Source organism: Inhella sp. (assembly GCF_027532025.1).
GTDB lineage: Bacteria > Pseudomonadota > Gammaproteobacteria > Burkholderiales > Burkholderiaceae_C > Inhella.
The window spans coordinates 52,292-66,482 of record NZ_JAPZSY010000055.1 but is presented as its reverse complement, the minus strand read 5'-3'; the positions used below and the strand labels follow the sequence as shown (position 1 = coordinate 66,482).

Genomic DNA, 14,191 nt, shown 5'->3' with positions numbered 1-14,191 from the left:
TTTACCACCTGACCTCCCGCGGTGACCGGCGCGAGGCGATCTTTGTGGACGACGAGGATCGGCAGTTGTTCTTGGACGTGCTGGCCCAAGGCTGCCGTCGCATGGACGCCTGCGTGCCGGCTTAGCCGGCCCTGCAAAAGTAGATTTCTCGTTGTACATCAACACTTTAAGTGCAGTTAAGACGACCCAATTCCCGCGGGATTCATGCCACTACCGTGGAATTCCTGGAGGATCTGGCCATGACAACCCCCGATTTCTTTCGCGCCCGCCTGGAGGGTATGGTGGACCCCCGCCATCCGATGGTGGTGTTGGCAGGCCGACTGCCGTGGGCGCAAATCGAGCAGGTGCTGGCACCTCACTTTCAGCGCAAGGCGCGCACGCCTGGCGCGGCCACGGTGCCATACCTGTTGGATGAGCTCAAGTTCGGCGGTGGTGTTGGCGCAGGTGGCCGTCCTCGGCTGCCCATCCGGCCGATGGCCAGCCTGCTGTACCTGAAGAACTCCTTCAACCTCAGCGACGAAGAACTGGTGGCCCGCTGAAGCGAGAACGTGGTCTGGCAGTTCGTCAGCGGCATGGAGTACGACGAGCCCCGGCTGCTGCAGCCGGTAGTCCATCGAGATGCCGAACCGTGGTTGCCAGGGTCAGAGCAGGGGCGCGACCACCACCCGGTTGGCGCCCTGGGCCTGCGCGGCTTGGCGCGCTGTCTCGGCGTGTTGGTAGAGCTGTGCCTCGTTCCAGCGGTTGGCGGCGGTGGAGACCGACACGCCGATGGTCACCTTGATGGCCATGCTGGCTCCCGCACCCAGGTCCAGCGGCGTGTTCGCCACGGCTTCGCGCAGGGCATCGGCCACCGGCGCTGCGGCCTCGGGCGGGGTGTCGGGCAGCACCACCGCAAAGGTGTCGGGGCCGTAGCGCGCCACCAAGTCCGAGGCACGAGCACGGCTTTGCAGGCGCTGCGCGCAGGCGCTCAACACGCGGTCGATGACGCGCGGCGCATGGCGCTGGTGCAGCGTTTCCAGCCCATCCACGCTGATGAGCAGGAAGGCCACAGGTTGCCCGTCGCGGTGGCTGCGCGCCAGCGTGTGCTGCAGCACCGGGTGCAAGCCGCGGCGTGTCATGCAGCCGGTGGTGGGGTCGTCCGATTGCTGCTCGTTCAGCCCGAGGTGGCTGCGGTCGAGCAGGGCGATCAGGAAGGCCACGGTGCCGGCCAGTTGCAGCCAGGCCAGCCCGTGGGCCCAAGGCGCCGAGGCGGCGGCGCCTTCGTGCGCGCCGAGCCACAGCGCCCAGGCGGCGGTGAGCAGCAGCAAGCCGGCCAGCCCGCGCACACCACCGGCCAGGTCGCGCCAGCGCGCCAGCAGGAACAGCGCGCCCGCGCCGCTCACGGCGGCCAGTGCCCCGCCCAGGACCCAGCCCGCCCAGGGCCCAGGCATCCAGGCGCTGTAGGCCGCGGCCAAGCCCCAGGCGCTGGCCAGGCCGGCCTCCCAAGGCGCCAAGATGCGGCCGGTGAAGCCCTGCCGCACCGCAGCGGCCATGCCGGTGATGCTGGCCAACATCAGCACCCGAGCCACGGCCGCAGCGGCCGCGCTGTCGCCCGCACTGCCGAACGTAGCCAGCGCGCCCAGGCCCAGCCACGTGCTCAGGGTCCAGGTGCGCAGGCTGGGGCTGGCCTCGCGCGGACGCCGAGCCAGCATCAAGGCCAAGCTGACGAGGAAGACGGCGCTCAGCAGCGCCAAGTCGAAGCTGGGAAGGTGCACACGCATGTCGCCACGATGCCACCAGTTGGGCCGCCGCGCCCTGCGGTCTTCCCCGGGGCGTGGGCGGTTTTGATCGGGTCGATGGGGCCGCGAGCCCGAGCCGGAGAGCGGGATCAACAATCGGGCTTGTACTGCTCACGACCTGCCATGCCCACCTTGCCCACCAAGCTGCCAAACACCGGCACCACCATCTTTTCCGTCATGTCCGCCCTGGCCGCGCAGCACGGCGCGGTCAATTTGGGGCAAGGCTTTCCCGACTTTGGTGCCGACCCGGCCTTGCTGCAGGCCGTCACCGACGCCATGGCCGCCGGCCACAACCAGTACCCGCCCATGCCGGGCGTGCCGGCGCTGCGGCAAGCCATCGCCAGCAAACTGCAAGCCCTTTACGGGCAGGCTTACGACCCGGAGACCGACATCACCGTGACCGCCGGCGGCACCCAAGGGCTGGCCACCGCCTTCCAAGCTTGCGTGGGCGCGGGCGACGAGGTCATCGTCCTCGAACCCGCCTACGACAGCTACGACCCCGCCATCCGTCTGGCCGGCGGTGTGCCGGTGGGCGTGCCCATGACGATGGACTACCGCATCGACTGGGACGCGGTGCAGGCCGCCATCACCCCGCGCACCCGCGCCCTGGTGCTCAACACGCCGCACAACCCCAGCGGCCGCGTGGCCACGCGCGAAGACCTCCTGACGCTGCAGGCCTTGGCCGAGCAGCACGACTTCATCGTGGTCAGCGACGAGGTCTACGAACACATGGTCTTCGACGGCGCCGCGCACCACAGCGTGGCGGCGTTTCCGGGCCTGGCGGCGCGCAGCTTTTTGGTCAGCAGTTTTGGCAAGACCTTCCACGTCACCGGCTGGAAGGTTGGTTTCGTGGCGGCCCCGCCCGCCTTGAGCGCGGCCTTTCGGCGCCTGCATCAGTACACCGTGTTCACCGTGCACACGCCCACCCAGCACGCGCTGGCCGCGTACCTGGCCGATCCGGCGCCGTGGCAAGGCCTGAGCGCGTTCTACCAAGCCAAGCGGGATGCCTTTCGCGCTGCGCTGGCGGCCACGCCCCTGGCCCTGTTGCCGTGCGAGGGCACCTACTTCCAGACGGTGAACTACAGCGCGGTGAGCGCGCTGTCCGAGGTCGACTTCGCCCGCTGGCTGACGACGACGGTGGGCGTGGCGGCCATTCCGCTGTCGGTCTTCTACCAACGCCACCAGGAGCGGCGGCACGTGCGCTTTTGCTTTGCCAAGAAGACGGAGACGTTGGCGCTGGCGGCCGAGCGCTTGGCCCAGCTCGCTTGATGCCACCCAGCCCGTTCACCGCGCTGGCGCTGGCCGCCGTGCGCGCCTACCAGCGCTGGGTGTCGCCCTACAAAGGTTTTGCCTGCGCGCACCGCGTGCATCGGGGCGGGCCAGGCTGTTCGGCCGTGGGCGCGCGCCTGCTTCGCCGCTACGGCGTGTGGAACGGCTGGCCGTTGTTGCGACAGCGCCTGCGCGCCTGTGGCGAGGTGCACCGGGCCCACCACCCCCCACCACCGCGCTGGTTCACCGGCCTGGTGCTGCGGCAGCGGGGCGACTGCGACTTCCCCTGCGATCTCGACGGCGGCGCCGACAGTGACGGCTGCGATGGCCGGGGGCGAGGCCGGTGGTCGGCCCTGGACTGCTGCGACTGCGGCTGCGACCTGCTCGACTTGTTCGATCGGGGCGACCGCAAAAAGCGCAACGAGCGCCGCTCCCAGCGCCAGAAGCGACGGGCGTCCTGAGCCGGTCTGGAGGGCGCTGATGACCCAGTCTTGAACGTCTTCTCGCCAAGCACGACCGCCAGTGGCCAGAGCCTTGATCGCCGAGCCACCCTGTACCGCCCGCCGTGTGAGCCGCTTGGCAGTGGAGCCTCCCGTCCGATGAATGGCGCCGACCGGCAGCAGTCGGCCATGACGCGACGTCCGCGGTGGACAGCTTTCAGGCTGTGTGGCGGGGTTCTCGTAGTCATCGCAGTAGGGGCAATCTGACGCGTTTCATGGCGCTTGCGAGGGGATGCACCGCTGGCGTTGCTTGTGTAGCACAGTTGCTATACATTGGAGTCATGCGCTCTGCAACCTTTCCACCCATCCGTGTCGAGCCTGAGGTCCGTGCCGAAGTCGAGGCTGTCTTGCGCGATGGCGAGACGCTGACCCAATTTATCGAGGAGGCGGTCGTCGCGGCCGCAGCTTGGCGCCGCGTGCAGTCCGAGTTCGTCACTCGTGGTGAGGCGGCGATCGAGCGCTGGAAGCAAGAAGGCGGCGGGCAAGGTGTCGACGAGGTCATGGCCGACCTGCAGGCACGCCTCGATGACGCGAAGCGCCGAGCTGCTCAGCGCGCAGGCCGGTGACGCCCAAGTACACAGTCACGCTCCTACAAGAAGCGGTGGAGGACCTGCGGCGTCTGGAGGACTTTTCCATAGAGCGCGAACTTGCGAGCGAGACACCAGACTGGACCAATCCTCAGAGAGCACTGGACGCTATCCGAGAAGGAATGCGATTGCTGTCCTGGTCGCCGTTCACATGCCGTCGGGCAGAACTTGGTAATGGCCGCTCGCGCGAACTGATCGTTCCGTTTGGTGGAACGGGCTACATCGTTCTCTTCGAGATCGTCGGCGACCACGTGATCGTGGGCGCGGTTAGGCACCAGCGAGAAGAGGACTACCGGCACTGAAGCGGGCGGGCGCGACCAAGCGAGCGCTGCGCCACCCGGAAAGGAACCCACAGTCTGCTTGCTGTACGGCCAGCGTACCGACACTCCCGGCCAGGAGCTGACCGTGCCCACAGGCCGGTTCCCGCCACCCGCTCGCTCGCAGGTGTAACTGGAGCCAGCTGCAGAGCCGACCTCAACGTTTCGCCTCAGGCGCTAAGCGCGCAAAGGGTCGACATCTGTTCCCGGGTGATGAGCCAGCTCAATTTGCCGCCCAGCGCAGCGGCGTCGCCTCCGCCAAACCGGATGTTGAACAGAAGGGACTCTTTCGCAGCGTGCAGCGGCGCCGGACTCGCCTCTCACTGCTCCACCAGTTCCACCCTTCGATTCAGCGCACGCCCGCCCTCGTTGCGGTTGCCGGCCACCGGCGCAAGGCTGGCCACGCCGCGAGCACTCAAGCGCTTGGCGTCGATCTTGTGGGTGGTCACCAGTGCGGCCGCCACGGCCTCGGCGCGCCGCTGCGACAGGAGCAGGTTGGCTTCCACTGTGCCTACGTTGTCGGTGTGGCCCACGATGTGCACGCGCAGTTGCGGTTTCGTGCGCAGCAGGGCGACCATCTCGTCGATCTGGGCTTTCGACTCGGGCTTGAGTTCTGCCTTGCCCGTATCGAAATAAATGCCGTACAACGCAATGCGCCCGTCGACCTCCAGGCCTTTGCCGATCCCTTCAGCCGAAACCGTGACCTGGCCGGTGGCCATGGGCTTGGGCTCGACGATCTGCACCGCTACCGCCGCTTGAGCCGTGGTGTTTGTTGTCTTGTAATGACTCTTGGCAAAGCTCCCGAGCGGGCCTGTAAGCACCGACACTGCCACTTCCACGCCGCCGCGCGTGAGCGTGCCGTACACGTAGAGGGCGTCGCTGCGGTCGAATGGTGAGATGTCAGCCGCGAATGGCGGCTGGAAGCTCAGCTTCGCGAAGTTATCGCGCCAGTGACTGCCTGCGTCCCACCAGGCATTGCGTCCGTCGACCGCGGTGAGCACTTTCAAGCCTGCTGCCTTGAGGGCCTGTTCGAAGTTGCGGTGCACCTCCAGCGGCGTCTTTCCGGCCGGCGCCACGTAGAGCAGGCGCGTGACCCTGCCTTCCCGGCTCACCGGTTTGTTGGTATCGAGTTCCTTCGTGGGGTCATTGCCCGCTTCCTTCCTGGGCAAGTAGAAGCGGCCGGTCTCGAACTCAAGCTGCAGGTGGCCGATTAGCTGCGACCCCGCAAAGCGCGAAACGATGGGGTGGTCCTTGCCGTCCTTTACGTCCGGCCCCAGGGCTTGGGCCTGCCCGGCTTTCGAGATAGTGCCCAGAGTTCCCAGCACCGCCAACGCCCGGGCCATGTTCCACAACATCCGGTGCCAATTTGCCGTCATCAACATCCTCGCAAGTCAGGGTACGCCAGGCCCGGGGCGCAAAACAACGCGCTGTCGGGCAGTCTCGTGTTCGATGCCAACAGACCAGCAGACCGGAGCTGCTCTGTCGAGTCAATTTTCATCAGCCGCAATGTAGCTGGCGGGGTTTCAGCTCGCTTTCGTGTACCGCAGTGACTTTGCCGCCATCGGCTGGTGCTCCCGCCCCCAACCGGCATCGCCGGGTGCGCAGGGCGCGCAGGTGGAGGCCGCCGAGCAGAGTTGCCGCCGGGATGCGTCCAGTCCACTGGAACTGTTGGATGCACAACGCCAGCTTGCCGCCACGCGCCAGAGCCAGGTGACGCTGCACCAGACCGAGCAGGCCAGCCGCATGGTGCTGCTGTGCGCCCTGGGCGGGCGCTGGACAGTGGGCGGCTGAGCCCCTTCTAACGACAAGCAGGAGGGCCAGCTCGATCGTCGTGCGGCGCGAAATGTGCCGCCCACTGATGTGTACCTAAAAGCAACTGCTGGGAGAGCCCGTTAGCTTGCAGGACGCGGCAGCCAAAGTCGGCTTCGCCGCCACAAATTTGCTGGCATGGCCGACTGCAAGGGGTCGATGGCTGCCGGTGACCCGCCCCCCGCGCCGACAGGATCGGCAGCATCCGGTCTCGAGGTGTCTCTCGACCTGCTGCGCGCTTGTGCAAAGGGCCGACGCCACGCTCCCATGTTCCAGACCTTGCCAAGTCGGGACCGCGACGTCGGATTGGCGGGCGGTTGGGGCGGTCGTTCAAGACCTTGCTGTCAGTTCCCTTCTAGCGCCGCGGTGGGAATCCGCCGCCGCCTGAGCGCGGCGGGTGGCCAGACCGGCGTGGGCCGCTCTTGTGGGGGACCTTCGGCGGGCCCTTGAGCGGGCGCGACACATCGGCCAGCAGCAGGGTGTGCGACACCAGCACCTCCACCGCTTCGCTCAAGTGCGCAGCGGGCTCGATGGCCTCGATGGCCTCCAGCAGCTCGTCCGCGTCCTCCAGGTCCTCGGGGTCGAGGAATTGGTAGATGCCGGCCAGGCCCTCGAGCAGTTCGGCGTTGTGGCAGGCCATCAGGCCGCGCGGGAAGGCGTCGGCGCCCAGCGCAAAACCCGCCACCCAGGGGTACACGGCGGCCAGGATGGTTTCCCAGTCTTCGGGGTCGGCGTCCTCACCGTCGTCGTCCATGGGCTCGAAGACCCAGGGGTCGAACCACTGACGATGGCGGATGGCGGCGTCCAGCTGCTGCAGGCGGCGCATGGCCAGCGCCCGGATGGGCTCGGGGTTGAAGCCCACGGGCGGCGCGCGGCCCTCCTCGCTGTCCAGCACCCAGCGCAACCACTCGTTGGGCGGCGGCGCCTTGGGCTGCAAGGCCACGGCGGTGAGGTAGCCGTCGAGCATGGACACGTCCAACGGCTCCAGGGGCGCGGGCACATCGTCCAGCAGGGCCTGCAGGGCATCCAGGGCGTTCAGGTCGAGGGGGGCGTGGGAGCTGTGGGCGGGCATCCTGGGATTGTCCCGGCATGACGCTCGGCATGGGCGGCCTTGGCGCCAACAATCGCCGCTTTCGTCACAGCGAACCCCGACTCACCCATGTCTCTCACCGCTCGCTTCACCGCCGTGGCTTTCGCGGCCCTGGCCACCCTCCAGCCGGTTTCGGCGCAGGCCCCCGCGCCGGGCTATTACCGCCAGCCGGCGGTGCAGGGCGACTTGATCGTTTTCTTGAGCCAGGGCGACTTGTGGCGCGTCAACGGCAGCGGCACCGCGGTTCGGCTCACGGCGCACGCGGGGGTCGAGAGCAGCCCCGTCTTGCTGCCCGATGGTCAGACGCTGGCCTTTGTTGGCCAGATGGAGAGCGCGGGCGATGTCTACACCATGCCCCTCACCGGCGGGGCGCCCCAGCGCCGCACCTGGCTGGGCAACGCGCAGGTGCGTGTTTGGGGTGCCGACCGCGAGGGCCATCTGTTGCTCACCGCCCCCGCCACCGACGGCCGACCCGTGACCACCGCCTACCGCTTGCAGGGCGCCGATCTGCAACCCCTGCCCGTGGGCGATGCCAATGACCTGGGCCTGAGCCTGGACGGCCGCACCCTGTACTTCACCCGCCACGGCCTGCGCGGCGACAACGCCAAGGGCTACCGCGGCGGCGCTCTGGCCCAAATCTGGGCGCTGGACCTCCAGGGTTCGGCGGAGGCTCGCCCGTTGCTGGGCGCTGATTTCCCCCGCAGCAATGCCAAGCGCCCCATGGCCTACCGCGACCGCGACGGGCAAGAGCGCATCGCCTTCCTGGGCGACCGCGACGGCATCTTCAACGTCTGGTCGGTCAGGCCCGACGGCAGCGACGCCAAGGCCCACACCGCGTGGAAAGACTTCGATGTGCGCAGCGCCAGCATCACCGGGCCCCAGATGGTGGTCGCGCGCGGCGCCGACCTGCACCGGGTCAGCCTGCTGGCCGACGGCCCTCAGCAGCCCGCCGCTTTGCCCATCGTCTTGCTGAGCGACCACGCAGCCGCCCACACCCCGCGCTGGATCAAGCGCCCGCAAGACTTCCTCACCGAGGTGGCGCTCAGCCCGAACGGCGAGCGCGCCCTGTTGGGCGTGCGCGGCCGCTTGGCCACGCAGGGCACGCAAGGCCTGCGCCGCGCCGAGTTGCAGCAGCCCGAGGGCACGCGCTGCCGCGACGCTGCCTTCAGCGCCGATGGCAAGCAGGTGTTCGCCTTGTGCGATTTCAGTGGCGAGGTGGAGCTGTGGCAGCTTGACGCCCTGGGTGCTCCGACGCGTCAAGCACTCACCCAAGGCGGGCAGGTGGTGCGCACCGGCCTGCTGCCCTCGCCCGATGGCCGTTACGTCGCCCACACCGACCTTGCCGGTGCCCTGCACCTCACCGACTTGAAGGCCCCAGGCGGCCCCAAGACCCGCGAACTGGACCGTGCCGCGCGGGGGGGCATCGGCAATCTCGCCTGGCACCCCGAGGGCCAAGCCCTCGCCTACAGCAAGACCGGCAGCGTGGGCTTTCGCGGCCAGCTGTGGCTGCACCCGCTGCAAGGCCAGCCGGCGCCCCTGACCAGCACCCGCTACGACAGCGGCGATGCCGCCTTCAGCCCCGACGGCCAATGGCTGTATTTCGCCAGCCGCCGCCACTTCGCCACGCAAGCCGGCAGCAGCGTTTGGGCCGACCGCAACATGGGCCCGGCGTTCGAGCCGGGTGACAAGGTTTATGCCCTGGCCCTGCAGCCCGGCCTGCGCCTGCCCACATCGGCCAAGGACGAGCTGCCGCCGAGCGCGCCCAAGGCCGAAGCCAAGCCGACGGACGCGAAAACCGACACCAAGGCCGACACCAAGGCCGACCCGAAGGCGGCCGAGCCCAAGAAAGACGCCAAGCCCGGCCTGCCCAAGATCGTGCTGGAGGGCTTGGCCGATCGCTTGTTCGAGCTGCCCGTTCCCCCCGGCCGCATCAGCGATTTGGCGGCCGACGGCAAGCGCCTGTGGTGGCGCGAGGCCGAGGGCGGGGCTGCGGGGGCGCTCAAAACCCTGGCGCTGGAGCCGGGCGCCACCCCCGACACCCACAGCGAGCGCGTGCGTCGCTTCGCGCTCACGCCCAGCGGCAAGCACCTGCTGGTGCAGCGCGACGCTGCACCCGGCGCCGCGCCCGACATCGCCATCCTGGAAGCCTCGCCCAAGCCCCCGGCCGACCTGAGCAAGGCCACCGTGCGCTGGAGCGACTGGCAGGTCAGCCTCACGCCGCGCCAAGAGTGGCAGCAGCTGTTTGACGACGCCTGGCGCTTGTCGCGCGACCACTTTTACGACCCGAAGCTGCACGGCGTGAACTGGAAGGCCAGCCGCGAGCGCCATGCCGCCCTGCTGCCGCGCGTGGGCGACCGCGCCGAGCTCGCCGACCTGCTGGGTCAAATGGCCAGCGACCTGAACCTGCTGCACAGCCAAGTGGCTGTGGGCGACCTGCCGCCGCAAGCCGAGGAGCCGCCAGCCCTTGCCGGCCTGGGCGCCAAGCTCGCGGCGCACGAACAAGGTGCCCGCATCGAGCGCCTGTACCGCGGCGACCCCGAGCTCATCACCGACCGTGGCCCCTTGCTGGCGCCAGGGCTGGACGTGCGCGAGGGCGACGTGATCACCGCCATCAACGGCCGCGCCATGCGCTGGCCGCAAGGCGCCACCCTGCTGCAGGGCGAGGCCGGCAAGCAGGTGCGCCTGGAGCTGCTGCAGGGCCAGGAGCGCCGCAGCCTCATCGTCACGCCCGTGGACCCGCGTCGCGAGAGCGTGCTGCGCTACAACGACTGGCGCCACGGCCGCGCGAAGGCCGTGTCCCAGGCCAGCAACGGCCGGGTGGGCTACTTGCACCTGCGCGCCATGGGCGCCGAGGACGTGGCCGACTTCGCCAAAGACTTCTACGCCCAGCTGGACAAGGAGGCCCTGGTCATCGACGTGCGCTTCAACAACGGCGGCAACATCGACAGTTGGATCTTGGAGAAGCTGCTGCGCCGCGCCTGGGCCTGGTGGCAGCCGCGCCACCCGGCCGGCGGCGACACCTACCCCAACATGCAAAACAGCTTCAGCGGCCCGCTGGCGGTGCTCGTCAACGAGAACACCTACAGCGATGGTGAAACCTTCGCCGAGGGCTTCAAGCGCCTGAAGCTTGGCCCGGTCATCGGCAAGGCCACCAGCGGCGCTGGCGTGTGGCTGAGCGACCGCAACCGCCTGATGGACAACGGCATCATGCGGGCGGCCGAAACCGCGCAGATCGACGCCACGGGCCAGATCTTGGTGGAAGGCGTGGGCGTCCAGCCCGACCTGGAGGTGGACAACCCGCCCCGCCACACCGCGCAAGGCGGCGACGCCCAACTGCAGGCCGCGGTGGCGGCGCTGATGAAGCAGCTGCCGGCCAGCACACCCGCACAGCGAAGCCCACGCGTGAAGGCCTACCCCGACTTGAAGCGCTGACGCGGCGGGTGGCGCCCACTCAGCGGTAGCGCTGGAGGATGGTGGCCACCTCGCCCGAGCGGCGCACCGCCTCCACCGCGGCCAGCAGCCGGGCGGCGTCCACCCGCCCGGCCTTGGGCACGGCGCAATGCACGGGCTCCTGCGACACCTCCAATCGCCACGGCGCCAGCGCGGCGTGGGGCGATTGACGCAGGAACCAGCCCAAGGTCAGGGCGTCGGTCACGGCGTAGGGGTGACGGCGCAAAGACAGCTTGAGCAACAGCTTTTCTTGGTCGACGGCGTCTTCGCGCAGCCAAGTGCCGGCCTGGAAGCCGGCCTCCAGCGGCGGGTAGCGATAACCGCGCGTGCCGCCCACCACGCTGCGGGCTGGCAGCTCGGCCAAGGACTGCGGCGCTGGCACGCCGGCATGGCCCACGATCACGTTGGCCACGGGGAACAACTCGCCACTCCAGGCGTAGGCCTCGGGGGTGCTGGTCCAGGCGGGGCGCACGTAGCAACGCAGGTCGGCGTCTCCGGCCAGAGCGGCCGCGTCCATGCGGGCGCGCGGCATGACGACGAAGTGCACGCTCCGGCCCAGGCGGTGCGCCACGGCCTGGGCCAGGTCGGGCACGATGCCGCCCTGCACCCGCTCCTCGCGCCAGTCCAGCAAGGGCATGGCCCAGGCGCTGGAAACCAAAACGCGCAAGGGTTCGACGCCCTGGGCCTGCACCGAGCCCAACGCCAGCGCCCATGCGCCAGCGCCGAGCGCGGCGCGGCGCGTCGCGCAGCGTCTCGATCGGCGGCGGTTTGCCGGGTTCGTCACAGGGTCTCCATGGGTCAGTCAGCGACGCACGATCAGGGGTGTGAGTTCCGTCAGGGCCCGCACGCGCCGAGCGGCGTCTTGGGCCTCGTCCTGCGAGTCGAAGGGGCCCAGCTGCACGCGGTGCAGGCCGCGATCGCGGAAGGTGGTGAGCAGCAGCTCGGCCTGCGGCCACTGCTGACGCACCCGCTCTTTCAGCGCCAGCGCGTTGTCCAGCTCCCGAAAGCTACCCAGTTGCACCCAAGTGCCGGGGCTGGGGGCGCGAACCCGAGGCGCGGCGTTCTCCACGGGTGCCGCATCGCGCAGGGCTTGCGTGTCCGGCAGGTCGGGCGCCCCCACGCTGGGGGCGGGGGCCGCCAGCACCGGGTCGGCGGGCGCGCCGTCGCGGCGCCAGCGCCCAGCGCGGATCTCGTCGAAAGTCAGGCGCTCGATTTCCACCGGGGCCACACCGCGGTGGACGTCGAGCTTGAGCGCGGCGGTGTAGCTCAGGTCGATGACACGGCCCTTGACGAACGGCCCGCGGTCGTTGACGCGAACGATCACCTCGCGTCCATTGGCTGGGTTGCGCACGCGGGCGTAGCTGGGCAGGGGCCAGCGCGGGTGCGCGGCCGTCATGGCAAACATGTTGTAGGTCTCGCCGCTGGCGGTTTGGCGGCCATGGAACTTCTTGCCGTACCAGCTGGCCAGCCCCCGTTCGGCGTAGGGGCGGTCCTCCAGCAGCGGCTCGTAGCGCTCGCCCAGCACCTCGTAGGGCTTGTTGGGCCCACCCAAGCGGATGGGTTCGACGCGGGGCACGGCGTCGGGCACTTGGAGCAGGTCGGGCGGCACCTGGGCGGTCAGGCCGTCGCGGCCCGTGCGCTCGGGGGCGGGCAGGCTGCTGGGCTCGCGCGTGGCGCAGGCCGTCAGCAGGGTCAGCAGCATCAGGAGGAGGAGCCGTTCCAGCATGGCGCGCACCTTAGCATCGCGCCCTCTGACGCTCCAGGCTTGCCATGTCCGCCACCGTCTTCCCCCCTTGGCCCCCGGCCACCGTCACCGTGCTGGGCCGCGCCGAGCGCTTTCCGGTGCATCGCATCTACTGCGTGGGCCAGAACTACGCCGAGCACGCCCGGGAGATGGGAGCGATGGCCCTGCAACCGCCCGCACCGGACCACCGTCCCGCCACCGCGGCCCCCTTGGAAGGCGTGCTGCCCCCGCCCTTTTTCTTTGCCAAGCCGGCCGACGCCGTGTTCGAACCCGCGCTGCGCGGTGCGCTGCCCTACCCCTGCGCCACCGAGAACCTGCACCACGAGGTGGAGTGGGTCGTCGCGCTGGGCGCGCCGCTGCACCGTGCCACGCCAGCGCAAGCCCTCGCCGCCGTGTGGGGCCAGGCCGTGGGACTGGACTTGACCCGCCGCGATCTGCAAGCCGCCGCCAAGGCCGCAGGCAAGCCCTGGGATGCGGCCAAGGGCTTCGACCGCTCGGCCGTGCTGGGCCCGATCCAGCCGCTGGCCAGCGCCTTGCCCACGGCAGGACGCATCGCGCTCGGCGTCAACGGTCTGCCGCGTCAGCAGGGCGACTTGGCCGATCTGATCTGGCCCGTGCCCGACTTGCTGTCTCGCTTGAGCGAGCTGTACGAATTGCAGCCGGGCGACCTCGTCTTCACCGGCACGCCCGCTGGCGTGGGGCCGCTCTTGCCGGGCGACCGCGTCGAGGCCAGCATCGACGGCCTGCCCCCCTTGGTCTTGGAGATCGCCCCCCGTGTTTGACCACAACGAAAGCTTGGAAGAAGCCCGCGCCCGAAACATCCGGGACGCGCTGCGCGAAGACATCGGCGTGGCCGACTGGACCGCCCGACTCACGCCCGCCGTCCAGCGCGTGCGCGCGCAGCTGCGCGTGCGCGAGGCCGCCGTGTGCGCCGGTCAGCCCTGGTTTGATGGTGTTTACGCGGCGCTGGACCCGAGCGCGGTGCTCACTTGGCACGTGCCAGAGGGGGCCGACATGCAGGCCGACACGGTGATCTGCACGATCGAAGCCGACGGCCGCGCCCTGCTCAGCGCCGAACGCCCGGCGCTGAACTTTTTGCAAACGCTGTCGGCCGTGGCCACGCTCACCCGCGAGCACGTGAAGGCCATCGCAGGCGCCAGCCCCAACCCTCGGGGCTGCGTCATCCTCGACACCCGCAAGACCCTGCCGGGCCTGCGACTGGCGCAGAAGTACGCGGTGCGCGTGGGCGGCGGCGCCAACCAGCGCCTGGCCTTGTACGACGGCATCCTCATCAAAGAAAACCACATCGCCGCCGCCGGTGGCGTGACGGCCGCCCTGCGCGCCGCCGAGGCCTTGAAGGCGGGCGTGAGCATCCAGATCGAGGTGGAAACACTGGCGCAGCTGGACGAAGCCCTGCAAGCGGGCGCCACCAGCCTGCTGCTGGACAACTTCAGCCTCGACGCCATGCGCGAGGCCGTGAACCGCAACGCCGGCCGCGCGCTGCTCGAGGCCAGCGGCGGCATCACGCTCGAGGGCCTGCGCGCCATCGCCGCCACGGGCGTGGACCGCATCAGCATCGGCAAGCTGACCAAGGACGTGCGCGCGGTGGACTACTCCTTGCGCGTGCTCGGCCCGGTGTGAGTCAGC

General features: G+C 69.5%; 13 protein-coding genes and 1 pseudogene. 9 read left to right on the top strand and 5 right to left on the bottom strand.

Annotated features, from left to right (window positions below):
• Positions 1-239 precede the first annotated feature (239 nt).
• Positions 240-536: pseudogene (locus O9335_RS09245) on the top strand (IS5/IS1182 family transposase); the annotation flags it as partial.
• Positions 537-641: 105 nt separating this feature from the next.
• Here the strand turns inward: O9335_RS09245 and O9335_RS09240 are convergent.
• Entirely contained in the window at positions 642-1,760 is a 1,119-nt protein-coding gene (locus tag O9335_RS09240; RefSeq protein WP_298386963.1) for a GGDEF domain-containing protein, read from the bottom strand.
• Positions 1,761-1,901: 141 nt separating this feature from the next.
• Here O9335_RS09240 and O9335_RS09235 point away from each other — a divergent pair, with 141 nt between their 5' ends.
• From O9335_RS09235 to O9335_RS09220, 4 genes are all read left to right on the top strand, one after another.
• Complete coding sequence (locus O9335_RS09235; RefSeq protein WP_298386961.1) at positions 1,902-3,047, top strand: methionine aminotransferase; 1,146 nt, start codon at positions 1,902-1,904, stop codon at positions 3,045-3,047.
• Positions 3,047-3,508 (top strand): membrane protein insertion efficiency factor YidD, encoded by a 462-nt coding sequence (gene yidD, locus O9335_RS09230; RefSeq protein ID WP_298386958.1) that lies wholly within the window; start codon positions 3,047-3,049, stop codon positions 3,506-3,508. The genes O9335_RS09235 and yidD overlap by 1 nt, the downstream gene beginning before the upstream one ends.
• Positions 3,509-3,828: 320 nt before the next feature.
• Positions 3,829-4,113, top strand: coding sequence for a YlcI/YnfO family protein (locus O9335_RS09225; protein WP_298386955.1), 285 nt, complete (start codon positions 3,829-3,831; stop codon positions 4,111-4,113).
• Positions 4,110-4,436 carry a type II toxin-antitoxin system RelE/ParE family toxin gene (locus O9335_RS09220; RefSeq protein WP_298386953.1) on the top strand — a complete coding sequence of 109 codons (327 nt, stop codon included), beginning with the start codon at positions 4,110-4,112 and terminating at the stop codon, positions 4,434-4,436. Before O9335_RS09225 ends, O9335_RS09220 begins: the two co-directional genes overlap by 4 nt.
• 335 nt (positions 4,437-4,771) lie before the next feature.
• On the opposite strand, the gene O9335_RS09215 is transcribed toward O9335_RS09220, so the two are convergent.
• On the bottom strand, positions 4,772-5,827 hold the full coding sequence (locus tag O9335_RS09215) for an OmpA family protein (protein WP_298386950.1): 1,056 nt from the start codon (positions 5,825-5,827) through the stop codon (positions 4,772-4,774).
• A gap of 160 nt (positions 5,828-5,987) precedes the next feature.
• Here O9335_RS09215 and O9335_RS09210 point away from each other — a divergent pair, with 160 nt between their 5' ends.
• Positions 5,988-6,242, top strand: a complete 255-nt coding sequence (locus O9335_RS09210; protein ID WP_298386948.1) for a hypothetical protein — start codon at positions 5,988-5,990, stop codon at positions 6,240-6,242.
• A 373-nt stretch (positions 6,243-6,615) separates the two neighbouring features.
• Here O9335_RS09210 and O9335_RS09205 read toward each other — a convergent pair whose 3' ends face one another.
• Positions 6,616-7,332 (bottom strand): YecA family protein, encoded by a 717-nt coding sequence (locus O9335_RS09205; protein WP_298386945.1) that lies wholly within the window; start codon positions 7,330-7,332, stop codon positions 6,616-6,618.
• 87 nt (positions 7,333-7,419) lie between these two features.
• Here O9335_RS09205 and O9335_RS09200 point away from each other — a divergent pair, with 87 nt between their 5' ends.
• Complete coding sequence (locus O9335_RS09200) at positions 7,420-10,782, top strand: S41 family peptidase (protein ID WP_298386942.1); 3,363 nt, start codon at positions 7,420-7,422, stop codon at positions 10,780-10,782.
• A 19-nt stretch (positions 10,783-10,801) separates the two neighbouring features.
• On the opposite strand, the gene O9335_RS09195 is transcribed toward O9335_RS09200, so the two are convergent.
• Positions 10,802-11,584, bottom strand: a complete 783-nt coding sequence (locus O9335_RS09195) for an ABC transporter substrate-binding protein (protein ID WP_298386939.1) — start codon at positions 11,582-11,584, stop codon at positions 10,802-10,804.
• Positions 11,585-11,602: 18 nt separating this feature from the next.
• Positions 11,603-12,526 carry a septal ring lytic transglycosylase RlpA family protein gene (locus tag O9335_RS09190; protein WP_298386936.1) on the bottom strand — a complete coding sequence of 308 codons (924 nt, stop codon included), beginning with the start codon at positions 12,524-12,526 and terminating at the stop codon, positions 11,603-11,605.
• A 44-nt stretch (positions 12,527-12,570) separates the two neighbouring features.
• On the opposite strand from O9335_RS09190, the gene O9335_RS09185 reads away from it, so the two are divergent.
• Both O9335_RS09185 and nadC read left to right on the top strand, forming a co-directional pair.
• Positions 12,571-13,326, top strand: coding sequence for a fumarylacetoacetate hydrolase family protein (locus O9335_RS09185; RefSeq protein ID WP_298386932.1), 756 nt, complete (start codon positions 12,571-12,573; stop codon positions 13,324-13,326).
• On the top strand, positions 13,319-14,185 hold the full coding sequence (nadC, locus tag O9335_RS09180; protein ID WP_298386929.1) for a carboxylating nicotinate-nucleotide diphosphorylase: 867 nt from the start codon (positions 13,319-13,321) through the stop codon (positions 14,183-14,185). The genes O9335_RS09185 and nadC overlap by 8 nt, the downstream gene beginning before the upstream one ends.
• Positions 14,186-14,191 lie beyond the last annotated feature (6 nt).

What these genes read in the sequence shown, in the direction of transcription:
- O9335_RS09200 (WP_298386942.1), top strand. Translation starts at nt 7,420, where the DNA reads ATGTCTCTCACCGCTCGCTTCACCGCCGTGGCTTTCGCGGCCCTGGCC.
- O9335_RS09185 (WP_298386932.1), top strand. Translation starts at nt 12,571, where the DNA reads ATGTCCGCCACCGTCTTCCCCCCTTGGCCCCCGGCCACCGTCACCGTG.
- O9335_RS09215 (WP_298386950.1), bottom strand. Translation starts at nt 5,827, where the DNA reads ATGACGGCAAATTGGCACCGGATGTTGTGGAACATGGCCCGGGCGTTG.
- O9335_RS09205 (WP_298386945.1), bottom strand. Translation starts at nt 7,332, where the DNA reads ATGCCCGCCCACAGCTCCCACGCCCCCCTCGACCTGAACGCCCTGGAT.
- yidD (WP_298386958.1), top strand. Translation starts at nt 3,047, where the DNA reads ATGCCACCCAGCCCGTTCACCGCGCTGGCGCTGGCCGCCGTGCGCGCC.
- O9335_RS09240 (WP_298386963.1), bottom strand. Translation starts at nt 1,760, where the DNA reads ATGCGTGTGCACCTTCCCAGCTTCGACTTGGCGCTGCTGAGCGCCGTC.
- O9335_RS09225 (WP_298386955.1), top strand. Translation starts at nt 3,829, where the DNA reads ATGCGCTCTGCAACCTTTCCACCCATCCGTGTCGAGCCTGAGGTCCGT.
- O9335_RS09190 (WP_298386936.1), bottom strand. Translation starts at nt 12,526, where the DNA reads ATGCTGGAACGGCTCCTCCTCCTGATGCTGCTGACCCTGCTGACGGCC.
- O9335_RS09235 (WP_298386961.1), top strand. Translation starts at nt 1,902, where the DNA reads ATGCCCACCTTGCCCACCAAGCTGCCAAACACCGGCACCACCATCTTT.